This window comes from Streptomyces sp. MS06 (assembly GCF_047200655.1).
Classification (GTDB): Bacteria; Actinomycetota; Actinomycetes; order Streptomycetales; family Streptomycetaceae; genus Streptomyces.
The window spans coordinates 17,086-30,278 of sequence record NZ_JBJZOJ010000007.1 but is presented as its reverse complement, the minus strand read 5'-3'; the positions used below and the strand labels follow the sequence as shown (position 1 = coordinate 30,278).

The window sequence follows — 13,193 nt, the reverse complement described above, 5'->3', positions numbered from 1 at the left end:
ATGCTGACCGGGTGAACGGTCCCGAGATCCACGTCGACATCGCCCCCGAGCTGGAGATCTTCGTCCCCTCCGGACGCCGCCGCGAGGGCGCCGCGGTCACCACCGACGGCATGTCGAGCCTCGGCCACGTGGTGGAGTCGATGGGCGTGCCGCTCACCGAGGTCGGCACCCTCCTGGTGGACGGACACGAGGTGCCGGTGTCCCACGTCCCCTCGGCGGGCGAGCGGGTCCGGGTACAGACCGTCCGACGGCCCCAGCGCGTCCCCGGCGCGCCCCTGGCCTTCCTGCTGGACGTGCATCTGGGCACCCTCGCCCGCCGGCTGCGCCTGCTGGGCGTGGACACCGGCTACGAGTCCACCGACATCGGCGACCCCGCGCTGGCCGCCCGCTCCGCGGCAGAGCGGCGCGTGCTGCTCAGCCGCGACCGGGGCCTGCTGCGCCGCCGCGAACTGTGGGCCGGCGCCTACGTCTACAGCACCAGCCCCGAGGAGCAGCTCCGGGACGTACTGGACCGCTTCCGGCCCGAGCTGCGCCCGTGGACCCGGTGCACCGCCTGCAACGGGCTGCTGCGGGAGGCCACCGAGGAGGAGGTGGCCGACCAGCTCCAACACGGCACGCGACGCACCTACGACGTGTTCGCGCGGTGCCGGGAGTGCGGGCGGGCGTACTGGAAGGGCGCGCACCACGAGAAGCTGGAGGCCATCGTGGAGCGCGCCCTCACCGAGTTCGCCGAGCGCGGCTGACGCCCTCAGCCGTTCAGCGCCGCGCGCAGCCGCTCCGCGTCGGTGGTCGGCGCGTCGCAGGTGAAGCCGCGGCAGACGTACGCGGTGGACTCCCCGCCGCTCAGCGGGCGCCCGGCCAGCAGCGGGAACTCCCCGCCGTCCGGCACGCCCCGGGCGACGACGGCACCGGGTGCGGTGCCCAGCAGCGCGGTGCGGTGCAGGGACGCGGCGGCCGGATCGTCCGGGCCCGCCCCCACCACCGCGACCTCCCGCGGCCCGTCGAGCAGCGCCTCGGCGACGGCGAGCCCCCAGCCGACGAAGCGCGGCACCCGCGGCCCGAGCGCCCCCACGACGGCGAGCGCCCGCTCGGCCGCGGTGCGGTGCGCCTCGGAACCGGTGTGCGCGGCGTAGCCCAGCAGCGCACCGGCGGCGGCGGTCCACCCCGACGGGGTCGCGTTGTCGGTGGGGTCCTGGGGGCGGCGGATGAGCCGCTCGGCGTCCGCGGCGGTGTCGAACAGCGCCCCGGAGTCCGGGTCGGTGAAGGACACCAGCACGTGGTCGAGCAGCAGGCCGGCGAAGTCCAGCCAGACGCCCTCCCCGGTCACCGCCGCCAGTGCGAGGAAGCCCTCGGCGACGTCGCCGTAGTCCTCCAGTACCCCCGCGTTCGCACCGGTCCGCCCGTCCCTGCTGGTGCGCGCCAGGCGGGCCCGCTCGTCCAGGTGCACCCGCACGAGCAGGTCGGCCGCACCCACCGCGGCCTCGACCAGGTCGGGCCGGTCGAAGTAGGCGCCGGTCTCGGCGAGCGCGGCGACGGCGAGACCGTTCCAGGCGGCGACGACCTTGTCGTCGCGGCCCGGGGCCGGGCGCCCGGCCCGCGCCTCGAACAGGCGCCGCCGCACGGAGGCGACCCGCTCCGCGTCGAACACCCGCTCCTGCCGGGGCAGCCTCAGTACGGACGCGCCGCGCTCGAAGGTGCCCTCCTCGGTGACGTCGAAGCAGGCGGCGGCGAGACCGGCGTCCTCGCCGAGCACCTCGCGCAGCTGCCCGGGCGTCCACACGTAGTAAGCCCCCTCGACGTGGCGCCCCTGCCCGTCGTCGCTGTCGGCGTCCAGCGCCGAGGCGAACCCGCCTTCCGGGGTGCGCAGTTCACGCACCAGGAAGTCCGCCGTCTCCAGCGCGATCCGGCGCGCCTGCTCCGAGCCGGTGGCCCGCCACAGGTGCGCGTAGCCGCGGCACAGCAGCGCGTTGTCGTAGAGCATCTTCTCGAAGTGGGGCACCAGCGGCGCCCCGGCGCGAGGCGTGAGCACGTACCGGTGGAACCCGCCTCCCACCTGGTCGTACAGGCTGGAGCGGGCCATCGCGTCGCAGAGCCCCTCCGCCATCTCCAGCGCTGCCACCGAGCCGGCCCGCGCGTGGTGGCGCAGCAGGAACTCGATCACCATGGAGGGCGGGAACTTGGTGTCGCCCTTGAACCAGCCGCTCGCGGGATCCATGTCCCGGGTCAACTGGAGGAGGGACAGGGCCTGGGTCTCCCCGGTGGGCGTCCCCGCGTCCCCGGTGCTCAACTCCCGCTCGGCGAGGTCCCGGGTGATCTTCCCGGCGACCTCCGCCACCTCGTCCCGCCGGTTCGTCCAGGCGTGGTCCACGCCTTCCAGCACCTGGCGGAAGGACGGCATGCCGTGGCGGGCCTCGGGCGGGAAGTAGGTGCCGAAGTAGAAGGGCTCCCCGTCCGGCGTCATGAACACCGTCATGGGCCAGCCGCCCTGGCCGGTGGCGGCCTGCACCGCCTCCATGTACACGGCGTCCACGTCCGGGCGCTCCTCCCGGTCCACCTTGACCGAAACGAAGTGCTCGTTCAGGTACGCGGCGGTCGCCTCGTCCTCGAAGGACTCGTGCGCCATGACGTGGCACCAGTGGCAGGCGGAGTAGCCGACCGACAGCAGGACGGGTGCGTCGCGCCGTCGCGCCTCCTCGAACGCCTCCGGCGACCAGGGCCACCAGTCGACCGGATTGTCAGCGTGCTGAAGCAGATAAGGCGAGGTCACACCAGCCAACCGGTTCATACGACCCAGCCTCTCACAGCGCCCGGCGCGACCGGTGAATCGCTGACGAGCCTGCCTCACTTGGCCGAATTGCACTTGTGCGCCCTCACGTGGTGAGCGACACCGTCCACCTCCGGGTCGGGCGACCCGGCACATCTGAACAGTAGGGTGGGCAGGGACGGTGAGGTGTTCACCGGCACGGTGGAGGCCACCGCGCCCTTTTCCTTCATGGTCGATCTTGGGGCCCTGTAAAGGGCAACAGCGCGAACACCCGCCGAAAAGAGAAGGAACACCGCTCACACGGCGCCTCGAAGGCCAGGACATCCACCCTCAGCGAGTTCATTCGTGGCCTCCGCGCTCGTCGCACACGCCCCGCCCTGACGGCGAAGCCCGTCCGGGCGTGCGCGGCACGCGGCTCGAACCGAGCGCACCGTCCCCGCGGACCGCCCCGGGCGCAGATAGGCTCAACTCATGAGTCTGACGCCACGGTTGATCGTCCCGGACCCCGACACCGCCGCGACCTACTACCAGAAGGCCATGGGCGCCGAGGAGGTCTTCCGCGCCCAGGACGACAGCGGCCGCGTGGTGGTCGTCGTCCTTCAGATCAACGGTTCCACGCTCTCCCTGTCCCCCGCAACGCCCGAGTGGGGCTGGCTCTCGCCCGGCGACGTCGGCGGCTCCCCGGTCCTGCTGGAGGCGGAGTTCACCGACCAGGACGCCGTCGCCGAGCGGATGGTCGCCGGTGGCGGCACCGTGGTCGTGCCGGTGGAGAACCGCCCGTACGGCAAACGGGAGGGGCGCCTCCGGGACCCGTTCGGCCACCTGTGGATCGTCACCGGCGAGCCGCGCTGAGACACCGGCCCGGCGGTCGACGGCCGCCGACACCCCCTTCGGCGCCTCCCGCGCCGTGAGGCCGCTGCGCCCGCGTGCGTCTCAGCCGACCTGCACGGGCCACGGCGAAGGCCGGTAGGAGTACGCCTCGGTACCCTTGCGCACCCCCTGCTTGATGGCCATCGGCAGCATCAGGTCGCGTACCGCCCGGGCGATCCACCGGTCGGGGGTCATCACCGCCCCGGTCTGCCGGGCCTGCTTCGCCATCGCGGCGACCCGGCCCCGCCGGGACTCCTCGAACGCGGTGAACGCCTGCGGCGCGGTCGGGTGCCGGTGCAGTGCCAGGGCGAGTTCGTAGGCGTCCTCCATACCGAGCGCGGCACCCGCCCCCAGGTGCGGGGCCACCGCGTGCGCGGCGTCCCCCAGCACCGCGGCGTCGCCCCGGTGCCAGGTGTCCAGCGGCGGCACCTCGTGGACCGGCCACCGGCCGACCGGCCCGGTGGCGGCGTTCAGGACGCGCCGGATCACGGCGGGGTCGGGGCGGTGCCGGTCGGCCAGCGCGGCCGCCCACCGCGCGTCGTCGATCTCGGCGAGTTCGGCGAAGGTGCGTTCACGGGTCTCCTGGTGATTCTCGAACCACCACACGACACCGGGCGACACCACCTGGTACCCGAAGAAGCCGCGCAGGCCGAAGACCATGTGGAACCGGCCGTCCACGGGGAGTTCCGCGGCGCCGATCTCCGACCTGCCCCCGGAGCCGACCACGCCGGTGTAGGTGGGCCGGGGCGCGTCGGGCAGCAGCAGGCGGCGCGTGGCGGAGTTCACGCCGTCGCAGCCGAGCACGATGTCGGCCTCGGCGTGCGCGCCGTCCTCGAAGCCGAGGCGCCAGTGGCCGTCACCGCTCTCGTCCAGTGCGACGAGGCGCTTGGCGGTGTGCAGTTTCACCCCGTCGCCGGTCGCCGCCTCGCGCAGGGCGCCGCTGAGCTCGCCGCGCATGATGTTGGTGGTGCTCTCCGGGTTCCGTGCGAGTTCCCGGCCCCTGTGGTTGGCGAAGTCGACAGAGCTCGCCGCCCTGCCCTGTTCGAGGATCCGGTCGGCCAGGCCAAGGCGCTCCAGCACGGCCCGCCCGTTCGGAGCGAGGTTGACGAACGAGCCGACGTCCTGCGCCCGGCGCACGTAGGCCTCGTACAGGTCCACCTCGAAGCCCAGCCTCGCCAGGCACAGGGACAGCACGGGTCCGGTGATGCCGGCGCCGACAACGGCGACCCTGCGGCTCGGTGTGCTGTTGTCGTTCGTCATCGTGTGCTCCTGATCGTGACCGTGGTCGGAGGTCGGGGCAGTCGGTTCCCCTACGGGGTCTTGCCGATCACCGCGCGGTGGCACACGACCATGTCGTGAATCTGTCGGCGCCCCCGCCCGTCCGCCGCGGAGGAGCGCGCGGCCGGCTCCGAACCGGAATCGAGTCCCCGCCGGAGCGGAATCCACCCAGAATTGACCTGGAATCGAGACCCGGCAGGATCGGAATCACGGGGGCCGGTGACGGTGTCACGCGGGAACCGGCGTCGAAGCCAGGCAGCAGAACCTCTCGTGCGCGTCCCGGACCAGCTCCGGCGGCCCCGTCGGCCGACCATCCGACGGTGGCCCCGGAGGGGACGCGCGCATGCCCGACGACGCCGCCGGTCCTCGACCACGAGTTGTCACTCGTCACGCGAGAACGGGGGCACGACCATGACCGCGCTCACCCACCACAAAGAAGTCAAGTTCCTCCGCTGGCCGGTGCAGAACCACGAACGCGACCAGTTGCGCGAGGCGGGACTGCCGTGCCTGCTGGTCCTGGAGGGCCAGGCGGCGCCGCCGAACGACATCTCCCCCACCGAGGACTGGGTGCGCCCGCCGGTGGCCCGCCTCGACCTGGCGGCTCGCGTCCACACCCTCCAACGGCGCACCGGAACCGACTTCATGCCCACGCTGGATCCGACCGGGGTGCTCTACTACGGCGGGCAGTCGGTGCCCATGTCCGAGGCGCAGAGCGAGATGATGCGGTGCTTCCTGGCCGACTTCGGCCATCTCGTCCGCCGGGACGCGCTGAAGGAGGCCCTGGGCCGGATCAGGGACGAGACGGTCACCAGCAACGCGATAGACCTGCACATCATGCGGCTGCGCCAGCGGCTGGACGGCGTCCGGCTGAGCCTGCGCACCGTGTGGGGGCGGGGCTACATCCTGGAGACCGCCACCTGATCCGACCGGCCCCGGAACGCACTCGCCTGCGCGTTCCGGGGCGCTGCCCGCCGAGCGGTCAGCCCGCCTGCCGGCGCCGGCGCTCGTGCACCTTGCCGCGCAGTTCGTGGAGTTCGGTGAACGGCATCGTGGCGCGGTCCATGAGGTGTGCCGCCCCCGAGGTGCCGGCGGTGCCCGGCTGTTCCCCGATCATCCTCATCACCAGGCCCACGTGCCCGATCTTCCACTGGAAGTAGCCGTTGCCGACCCTGAGCATCGCCTCGACGACCCGGTGGAACGAGCCCGCTTCGACACCCGCCGCGACGATCTCCTCCAGGTCGGCGCCGATCCGCTCCAGCCCGGAACGGAAGGCGAGGAACAGTGTTCCCGAACGGCTGGCGCTGCCGAGCACCCGCTCCAGTCGGTGGGACTGGCTGGACTGGGCTCCGCTGGCCATGCCGAGGTACTGGCGGAACCGGGCGAAGTCCTCCAACGGCAGCCGTTCGAGGGCGGTGAGCTGCTCGTGCAGCAGGCGCAGCAACTCACCGGACCGGTAGAGCAGGTCCACCGAGCGCTCCAGGCCCGCGGTGCTCATGGTCCGGAAGTGGCCCTCCACGGCGGCGAGGTCGTCCAGGATCTGCTTCAGCCACAGTTCACAGGTCTGGTGGCTGACGATGAAGAACTGTTCGGAGAGCACCGTGGCGGCATCCGCCTCGTCCTCGCAGGCACGCGGTTGCTGGAGGGTCAGCAGCTCGTCGAGCTTCAGGTAGGAGGCGTAGGTCACCTCGGTGGGTGTCACCGCTGCCTCTTCTCACGGACCAGCGCGACCAGACGTTCCACCCCGGTGACGAGTTGCTCCCGTTCGACGCAGAACGCGATCCGGACCAGGCCGGACGCGACGCCGCCGGGCTTGAGGGGTCGCATCGTGCCGTCCGGAGCGAATGCGGGACGTGCGGAGAACCCGCTGCCGGGAACGACCACGACGTCGTGGCGGAGCATGAGTTCGGCGCTGAACTCCTCGCCGCTCAGACCGGTGGAGGAGATGTCGGCCATGGCGTACCAGCCGCCGCCGGGCAGTGCGGGCAGCAGCCCCTCGTCGACCAGCGGGGCGAGCGCGGCGTCCCGGTTTCCCCGCACGAAGTCGTGGTTGCCGGCGAGGGATCCCGACGCGTCCAGGGCGGCCAGGCCGGCGTACTGGACGGGCGCGTTGGGCGCGATGATGCAGGACTCCTGGACCGTGCGCATCGCGGCAGCCGTCTCCGGCCGCGACACCGCGACGTAGCCGAGCCGGTAGCCGGTCATCGCCGGCCCCTTGGAGAACGTGAAGACGCTGTTGACGATGCGCTGCGACGCGGGGCGGTCGCGCTCCAGCGCGGCGATCGACAGGTGGGGGCCGGAGAAGGCGAAGTCCTCGTAGGCCTCGTCGCTGATGATCTGCCAGCCCCGCTCGTCGGCGATCTCGTACAGGGCCTGCTGCAGCGGGAGGTCGGCGACCGCACCGGTCGGGTTCGAGGGGGTGTTGAGCAGCAGCACCCGTGTCGCGGGGGTGGCCACCTGCCGGATCGACTCGGGGTCGGGCGCGAAGTGTTCGTCGAGCTTGTAGAACACCGGGCGGAATCCGGCGAGAAGGGCCTGTTGCAGGTGCACGGGCCAGTGGATCTCCGGCATCAGGATCTCCGCTCCCGAGCCGGCGAGACAGCGCATCAGGGCGCTGAGTCCCTGGCACGACCCGGGGGTGACGAAGAGCCGGAAGGGCTCGCTGTCGATGCGGTTGACGGTGTCGAGCTTGTGCGCGAGACGCTCGCGGAGTTCCGGGAGCCCCTGCACGTCGATGTAGCGGGCCCGGCCGTCCAGGACGGCGGCGCCGAACTCCTTGGCGACGGATTCCGGCGGACCGAAGGCGGGCTCGCCCACGTGCAGCTTGATCTGGCCGGGGTGCTCCCGCTCGCGCTCGTTGGCGATCCGGAAGGACTCGTACAGCCAGGAGGAGGGGATCGCCGAGGCCGGGGCGAACCACGGTGAAGCTGTCTGCGTCATCTGATTCATGCCTTTCCGCTGAGGGCAGGACCGGCCGGATCGGGCCGGCCGGATGGTGCTGCTGGACTGTGGCTCAGGCCGTGCGTCCGCCGTCCACGGACACCAGGGATCCGGTGACCCAGGACGAGGTCCCGGGGTCGACGAGGTGGCACACCCAGGCCGCCACCTCCGCTGCCAGGCCGAACCGCCCCAGGGGGGTGCCGGCCACGATTCCCTCGCGCAGAGCGTCCGCGTCCTCGCCCGCCGCCAGGTCCCACAGGCCCGTGTCGACCGGGCCGGGCAGCACCGCGTTCACCCGGACCTCGGGCGCCAGTTCCACGGCGAGCGACCTGGTCAAGGAGTTCAGGGCGGCCTTGCTGGCCCCGTAGAACGACCGGTTCGGCATCGCCAGGACGCCGCCCACGGAGGACACGTTGACCACGCAGCCCCGGCTGGCGCGCAGCAGCGGCAACAGCGCCCGGATCAGCAGGGCGGGCGCCACCAGGTTGGTGTCGATCATCTCCCGCAGGTCCGCCTCGGCGGCGTCCTCCAGGCGGTCGAAGACCGCGTGCCCGGCGTTGTTGACCAAGGCGTCGACGCCGCCGAGCACTTCGCCGGCGTGCTCCGCGATCCGCGCGGCGGCGTCGGGGGCGGTGACGTCCACGGCGTACGGCACCGCGGTGCCCGCTCCCGCGGCCCGGGCCTTCGCCGTCGCCTCCGCCAGCCGGTCGGCACGTCGGCCGACCGCCAGGACGTCGGCGCCCAGCCCGGCCGCGCGGGCGACCACGGCGGCCCCGATGCCCGAACCGCCGCCGGTGACGATCAGCCGCAGGCCCGCCCAAGGACTACTCATGTGCCGAACCGCCTCCCTTCGTGTGGGTGGGAACCCGCCGCGCCAGGTCCTCCAGCAGCAGCGCGGGGGCGTCGAAGACGTGGAAATGGGCTCCGCGTCTGATGTCGATGCTCGTGTTCCCCGTGGTGAGACGGCCCCAGCTGCGGCCGGCCGGAACCGGTACGAGGGGATCTCCCCGGGCCACGCAGACGTGCACGTCGCAGTGGAGCGACACCGGGTCCGGGCAGCCGAGGTAGCGCTCGTGCGCGGCGATGTCCGCGCGTATCACGGGGAGCAGCAGGTCGCGGAGCTCGGTCTGCGACGCGATGGCGGGGTCGATGCCCCCGAGGGCGACAAGGCGCCCCCAGAGCTCGTCGTCGGGCAGCAGATGTTCGTCGCGAGGGGGCCGGGCCGGGTCCCCCGGGGCCCAGGCGCTGGACGCGACGAGCAGGACGACGTCGATGCCCGCCCCGGGGCACCGGCGGGCCACCTCGCAGGCGACGGCCGAGCCGAAGCTGTGGCCGAAGAGCAGCAGGTCCGCCGGTGGCAGCCGGGTCAGGTCGGCGACGATCTCCTCGGCGATCGCGCCGACCTCCTCCTTCGGCGACTCCGCCAGCCGGTCGCCGTGCCCGGGGTACTGCGCGGCGCACAGTTCCACCGCGGCCCCGGGGAACGCGCCGGGGAGCGCGTCACGCCAGCCGGTGAAGCTCTCCGCGCGGCCGCCGGAGTGCGGGAGCGCGAGCAGCCGGAGCCCGGGGCGTTCCGTGCTCGACATCGTGCGCACGGATCCGCGGTGCACGCCCATGGCCGATCTCCCCTCCGCCGCCTCGGATGTGAGAATCGCACGCAGGCCCGAGGCCGCCGCGGAAACCTTCATCATTCATTCAGCGCCGCATCGCGGGCGGGGGCGAGAGGTGAGGATCGGTGCCGGAAACGAGCACCTCCGCACCGGCCCGGCGTCCGGCCCGGGCCCCTCGTACAGGCCCGCTGCCCCGGGCCGAAAGGAGTCTCCCGGTGGTCTCCTCCCGCAACGCCGCCGTTTCCGGCGGCTCGTACGACGACCCCTCCGGGGTGGCTCTCGACCTCGCAGACCCGGCGGCGTTCGTCGGGCACGATCCGTACGCGTACTGGGACCTGATGCGCCGCAGTGATCCGGTGCGCTGGCATCCCCCCGCCGAGGGGCGCCCCGGGTTCTGGGCGGTGGCCCGGCACCGGGACGTCCAGGCCTGCTACAAGGACGCGGCCCGGCTGAGCTCGGCCCGGGGAACGGTGCTGGACGTCCTGCTGAGCGGCGGCGACTCGGCCGGCGGGCGGATGCTGGCGGTGATGGACCGTCCCCGCCACCGCGAGCTGCGCCGGGTGATGCTGCGTGCCTTCTCACCGCGGGTGCTGCGGCACGTGGAGGAGGCGGTGCGGCAGCGGGCCGACGCGCTGGTGGCCGCGGTCGTCGGTGCGGGCGAGGCGGACGCCGCGCGGGACATCGCCGAGCACCTGCCGCTGAACACCGTCTGCGACCTGCTGGAACTGCCCGTCTCCGACCGGCCGTCGCTGCTGGGCTGGAACAAGCGCGCGCTGTCGTCAGAGAGCGGCGAGGACGACCCCTTCGACGCGCTGGAGGCCCGCAACGAGATCCTGTCGTACTTCGTGGACGTGGTCCGCGAGCGCCGCCGCCGTCCCGGCGAGGACGTGATCAGCATGATCGCCGGCGCCCGGGTGGAGGGCGAGCCGATGACGGAGGACGATCTCGCCCTGAACTGCTACAGCCTGATCCTGGGGGGCGACGAGTCCACCCGGGTGACCACGATCGGCGCCCTGCACGCGCTGGGCACCCACGAGGAGCAGTGGCGTCGGCTGCGCACCGGCGGGGCGGCGGTGCGCACGGCGGTGGAGGAGGTGCTGCGCTGGGTGACCCCGGCCATGCACTTCGCCCGTACGGCCGCCGTCGACCTGCGGATCGGCGATGCCGAGGTGTCGGCGGGCGACATCGTCACCCTGTGGAACATCTCGGCCAACAACGACCCCGAGGTCTTCACGCGGCCCCGCGGTTTCGACGTCGGCAGGGAGCACAACCCGCACGTCGCGCTCGGGCACGGCCCGCACTTCTGCCTGGGGGCCTTCCTCGGCCGGCTGGAGCTGTCGGCGGTGCTGGACTCGCTGGTGCGTCGGGTGGACCGGATCGGGATCCTGGCGGAACCGCCGCGCGTCTACTCCAACTTCCTGTTCGGGCACAGCGCCCTGCGCCTGCGGCTCGACTGAGCCGCGTCCGCCTCCCCAGGGGGCGGGTCACCGGTGCGGGGGCCGCGCGGACCGCGGCCGGCTCACGGGCCCGCGCCCGGGGTCCCGGCCACCGGCGGGGGCGCTGCCCGGCCGGCGTCGGCCGGGGCCCCGTGGGTGTGCTCCGGCTCGGACCGAGTCCGCGCGGGTGCGGTCGCGGCCCGCCGGTTCGGCCGGCGCCCGGCCCAAGTTCAGTCCGTGGTCAGCGAGCCGGCCAGCTCCGTCATCGTCGGCTGCTCGAAGACGGCCCGCACCGGCAGGTTCATCCCCCATTCGTCCCGTACGGCCTTGGCGAGCCGTACCGCGAGGACCGAATGGCCGCCCCGGTCGAAGAAGTTGTCGTCCTGCGCGACCGCGGCCACCCCCAGCAGCCTGGCGGCCAGTGCGCACAGCGCGGCCACCGGGTCGGTCGGGTCGGACGGGTCGACGGCGGTGTCCGGCCCGAGGGGCGGCGCCACGGTGCTCCCGGCGGCGGGCGCGGCGGCCCGTTGCTCCAGGGCACGCCGGTCGATCTTGCCGTTGCTGGTCATCGGCAGGGACGCCGCCACCTCGACGCGGGAGGGCACCATGTGAACGGGCAGCCGCGCGGCGAGCCGCCCGCGCAGGTCCTGTGCGAGGTCGTCGGCCGCGCCCGCACCGGGCACCACGAAGGCGACCAGCCGCGCCGAGTCCAGCTCGCCGGTCACCACCACCGCCCCGAGCCGGACCCCTTCACACGCCTCCAACGCCGCCTCGACCTCCCCGAGTTCGACTCGGAAACCGCGCAGCTTGACCTGGCGGTCGGCGCGGCCCGTGAAGTAGAGCATGCCGTCCTTGTCCCGGTGGCCGAGGTCGCCGGAGCGGTACATCCGGCGGCCGGGTACGCCGTAGGGGTCCGCGACGAAGCGCTCCGCGGTCAGGGCGGGCCGGTTGAGGTATCCGAGGGCCTCGCCCTCGCCCACCAGGTAGAGCTCGCCCTCCTCGCCGGGCCGGCAGGGCTGGAGTCCGGAGTCGAGGACCCGGACCTCGTTGCCCGGCCACGGCTCCCCGATGCTGACCGGCTCGCCCGGCCGTACCGGGCCCGCCATGGTCACTCCCACCGTCATCTCGGTGGGCCCGTACCCGTTGAACATGCGCCTGCCGGGCGCCCACCCGGCCACCAGCGCCGGGGTGCAGGAGTCACCGGTGGAGAGCACCACCCCGCCGGGCAGGACGCCGTCCGGGTCGGTGGCGGTGAGCGCGACCGGGGGCAGCACCGCGTGGCTGATACGCCGGTCGATCAGGGTGCGGCGCAGCTCCTCGCCGGGCAGCACCGCCCGGTCGTCGGTGAGCACCAGGGTGGCCCCCGACAGCAGGGCCAGCGTCAGGTCCCAGAAGCCGGCGTCGAAGTTGAACGACGCCCACTGCAGCACCCGGTCGCCGGGACCGGGGTCGATCCAGTGCCGCTGCGCCTCGGCGAGCGCCGCCATGCCCGCGTGCGGGACCACCACGCCCTTGGGTGTCCCGGTGGAGCCCGAGGTGTAGATGACGTACGCGGTGTCCTCGGCGTCCAGCGGCCGCCGCCGCTCCTCGTCGGCGACCGGCCCGGCCGGGAGGGCGGCGGGGCCGGGGGCGGCCGGGTCGAGGGTCTCCAGGCCGGTGGCGTCCACCGGCGGGGGGCCGGTGTGCAGCAGGGTCCGCAGCCCCGAGTCGGCCACCATGTGGCGCAGCAGAGCCGGGGGATACGCCGGGTCCAGGGGGACGTAGCCCGCTCCGGCGGTCGTCACGGCGAGTGCCGCCACCACCTGGTCGGTGCCGCGGGGTACGCAGATCCCGACGAGGTCGCCGGGGCCGAGGCCGGCCGCGATCAGCCGCCGGGCCAGCCGGTTGACCCGGTCCGCCAGCTCCCCGTACGTCAGAGCGGTGCTCTCGCTCTCCACCGCGGGCAGTTCGGGGTACTTGGCCGCCACCCGTTCGAAGAGCACGGGGAGGGTTTCGGCGGCGAGAGCGGCGGGACCCGCGGATGCCGTGGACCGGGCTGCCGCGGGCGGGCGGGGGCGTACGTCCGGCCAGACGCGTTCGACGTGGGCGAGGGCGCGGGCGCGGGAGGTCGCGGGCAGTTCCACCGGCCATCCGGCGGGGGCCGGCAGCCGGGCGGGCCACAGCGACCGCTGGCCGCGCTCGTTGCACAGGACCAGGTAGCTCTCGTCCGGGTCTTCGAAAGGGTTGGCGGGCATCGAGCGACCTCCCGTGTGACGGTGCCGCTGGACGGGTCGGGCGCCCTGCGGGGGCGCCGCGCGC

Annotated in this window: 11 protein-coding genes and 1 pseudogene; 5 read left to right on the top strand and 7 right to left on the bottom strand. The window is 73.5% G+C overall.

The features are described 5' to 3' along the window. Window positions 1–11 precede the first annotated feature (11 nt). Window positions 12–743: a Mut7-C RNAse domain-containing protein gene (locus ACL02U_RS05125; RefSeq protein WP_412789419.1), complete on the top strand. Its 732-nt coding sequence runs from the start codon at window positions 12–14 to the stop codon at window positions 741–743. A 5-nt stretch (window positions 744–748) separates the two neighbouring features. On the opposite strand, the gene ACL02U_RS05120 is transcribed toward ACL02U_RS05125, so the two are convergent. Beyond that, window positions 749–2,785 carry a thioredoxin domain-containing protein gene (locus ACL02U_RS05120; protein WP_412789418.1) on the bottom strand — a complete coding sequence of 679 codons (2,037 nt, stop codon included), beginning with the start codon at window positions 2,783–2,785 and terminating at the stop codon, window positions 749–751. Window positions 2,786–2,935: 150 nt separating this feature from the next. Between ACL02U_RS05120 and ACL02U_RS05115 the strand changes: the two are divergent. Further along, window positions 2,936–3,016: pseudogene (locus ACL02U_RS05115) on the top strand (Uma2 family endonuclease); the annotation flags it as partial. Between the two features lie 219 nt (window positions 3,017–3,235). Next, complete coding sequence (locus ACL02U_RS05110) at window positions 3,236–3,616, top strand: VOC family protein (protein WP_412789417.1); 381 nt, start codon at window positions 3,236–3,238, stop codon at window positions 3,614–3,616. Between the two features lie 81 nt (window positions 3,617–3,697). On the opposite strand, the gene ACL02U_RS05105 is transcribed toward ACL02U_RS05110, so the two are convergent. After that, complete coding sequence (locus tag ACL02U_RS05105; RefSeq protein ID WP_412789416.1) at window positions 3,698–4,894, bottom strand: FAD-dependent oxidoreductase; 1,197 nt, start codon at window positions 4,892–4,894, stop codon at window positions 3,698–3,700. Between the two features lie 429 nt (window positions 4,895–5,323). Here ACL02U_RS05105 and ACL02U_RS05100 point away from each other — a divergent pair, with 429 nt between their 5' ends. After that, complete coding sequence (locus tag ACL02U_RS05100; RefSeq protein ID WP_412789415.1) at window positions 5,324–5,833, top strand: helix-turn-helix domain-containing protein; 510 nt, start codon at window positions 5,324–5,326, stop codon at window positions 5,831–5,833. Window positions 5,834–5,891: 58 nt separating this feature from the next. On the opposite strand, the gene ACL02U_RS05095 is transcribed toward ACL02U_RS05100, so the two are convergent. The 4 genes from ACL02U_RS05095 to ACL02U_RS05080 form a co-directional block, all read right to left on the bottom strand. After that, window positions 5,892–6,611: a tryptophan 2,3-dioxygenase family protein gene (locus ACL02U_RS05095; RefSeq protein WP_412789414.1), complete on the bottom strand. Its 720-nt coding sequence runs from the start codon at window positions 6,609–6,611 to the stop codon at window positions 5,892–5,894. Beyond that, window positions 6,608–7,849 (bottom strand): pyridoxal phosphate-dependent aminotransferase, encoded by a 1,242-nt coding sequence (locus ACL02U_RS05090; protein ID WP_412789413.1) that lies wholly within the window; start codon window positions 7,847–7,849, stop codon window positions 6,608–6,610. The genes ACL02U_RS05095 and ACL02U_RS05090 overlap by 4 nt, the downstream gene beginning before the upstream one ends. A gap of 73 nt (window positions 7,850–7,922) precedes the next feature. Next, a complete protein-coding gene (locus tag ACL02U_RS05085; RefSeq protein ID WP_412789412.1) occupies window positions 7,923–8,681 on the bottom strand; it encodes an SDR family NAD(P)-dependent oxidoreductase in 759 nt (252 codons plus the stop codon). After that, the gene (locus ACL02U_RS05080; protein ID WP_412789411.1) at window positions 8,674–9,465 is read right to left on the bottom strand and encodes a thioesterase II family protein; all 792 of its coding nucleotides are present in this window, start codon (window positions 9,463–9,465) and stop codon (window positions 8,674–8,676) included. Before ACL02U_RS05080 ends, ACL02U_RS05085 begins: the two co-directional genes overlap by 8 nt. 209 nt (window positions 9,466–9,674) lie before the next feature. Between ACL02U_RS05080 and ACL02U_RS05075 the strand changes: the two genes are divergently transcribed. Then, window positions 9,675–10,916, top strand: coding sequence for a cytochrome P450 (locus ACL02U_RS05075; RefSeq protein WP_412789410.1), 1,242 nt, complete (start codon window positions 9,675–9,677; stop codon window positions 10,914–10,916). A 209-nt stretch (window positions 10,917–11,125) separates the two neighbouring features. Here the strand turns inward: ACL02U_RS05075 and ACL02U_RS05070 are convergent, their stop codons facing one another. Further along, window positions 11,126–13,129 carry an amino acid adenylation domain-containing protein gene (locus ACL02U_RS05070; RefSeq protein WP_412789409.1) on the bottom strand — a complete coding sequence of 668 codons (2,004 nt, stop codon included), beginning with the start codon at window positions 13,127–13,129 and terminating at the stop codon, window positions 11,126–11,128. Between the last annotated feature and the right edge of the window lie 64 nt (window positions 13,130–13,193).

What these genes read in the sequence shown, in the direction of transcription:
- ACL02U_RS05120 (WP_412789418.1), bottom strand. Translation starts at nt 2,785, where the DNA reads ATGAACCGGTTGGCTGGTGTGACCTCGCCTTATCTGCTTCAGCACGCT.
- ACL02U_RS05110 (WP_412789417.1), top strand. Translation starts at nt 3,236, where the DNA reads ATGAGTCTGACGCCACGGTTGATCGTCCCGGACCCCGACACCGCCGCG.
- ACL02U_RS05070 (WP_412789409.1), bottom strand. Translation starts at nt 13,129, where the DNA reads ATGCCCGCCAACCCTTTCGAAGACCCGGACGAGAGCTACCTGGTCCTG.
- ACL02U_RS05085 (WP_412789412.1), bottom strand. Translation starts at nt 8,681, where the DNA reads ATGAGTAGTCCTTGGGCGGGCCTGCGGCTGATCGTCACCGGCGGCGGT.
- ACL02U_RS05100 (WP_412789415.1), top strand. Translation starts at nt 5,324, where the DNA reads ATGACCGCGCTCACCCACCACAAAGAAGTCAAGTTCCTCCGCTGGCCG.
- ACL02U_RS05080 (WP_412789411.1), bottom strand. Translation starts at nt 9,465, where the DNA reads ATGGGCGTGCACCGCGGATCCGTGCGCACGATGTCGAGCACGGAACGC.
- ACL02U_RS05105 (WP_412789416.1), bottom strand. Translation starts at nt 4,894, where the DNA reads ATGACGAACGACAACAGCACACCGAGCCGCAGGGTCGCCGTTGTCGGC.
- ACL02U_RS05090 (WP_412789413.1), bottom strand. Translation starts at nt 7,849, where the DNA reads ATGACGCAGACAGCTTCACCGTGGTTCGCCCCGGCCTCGGCGATCCCC.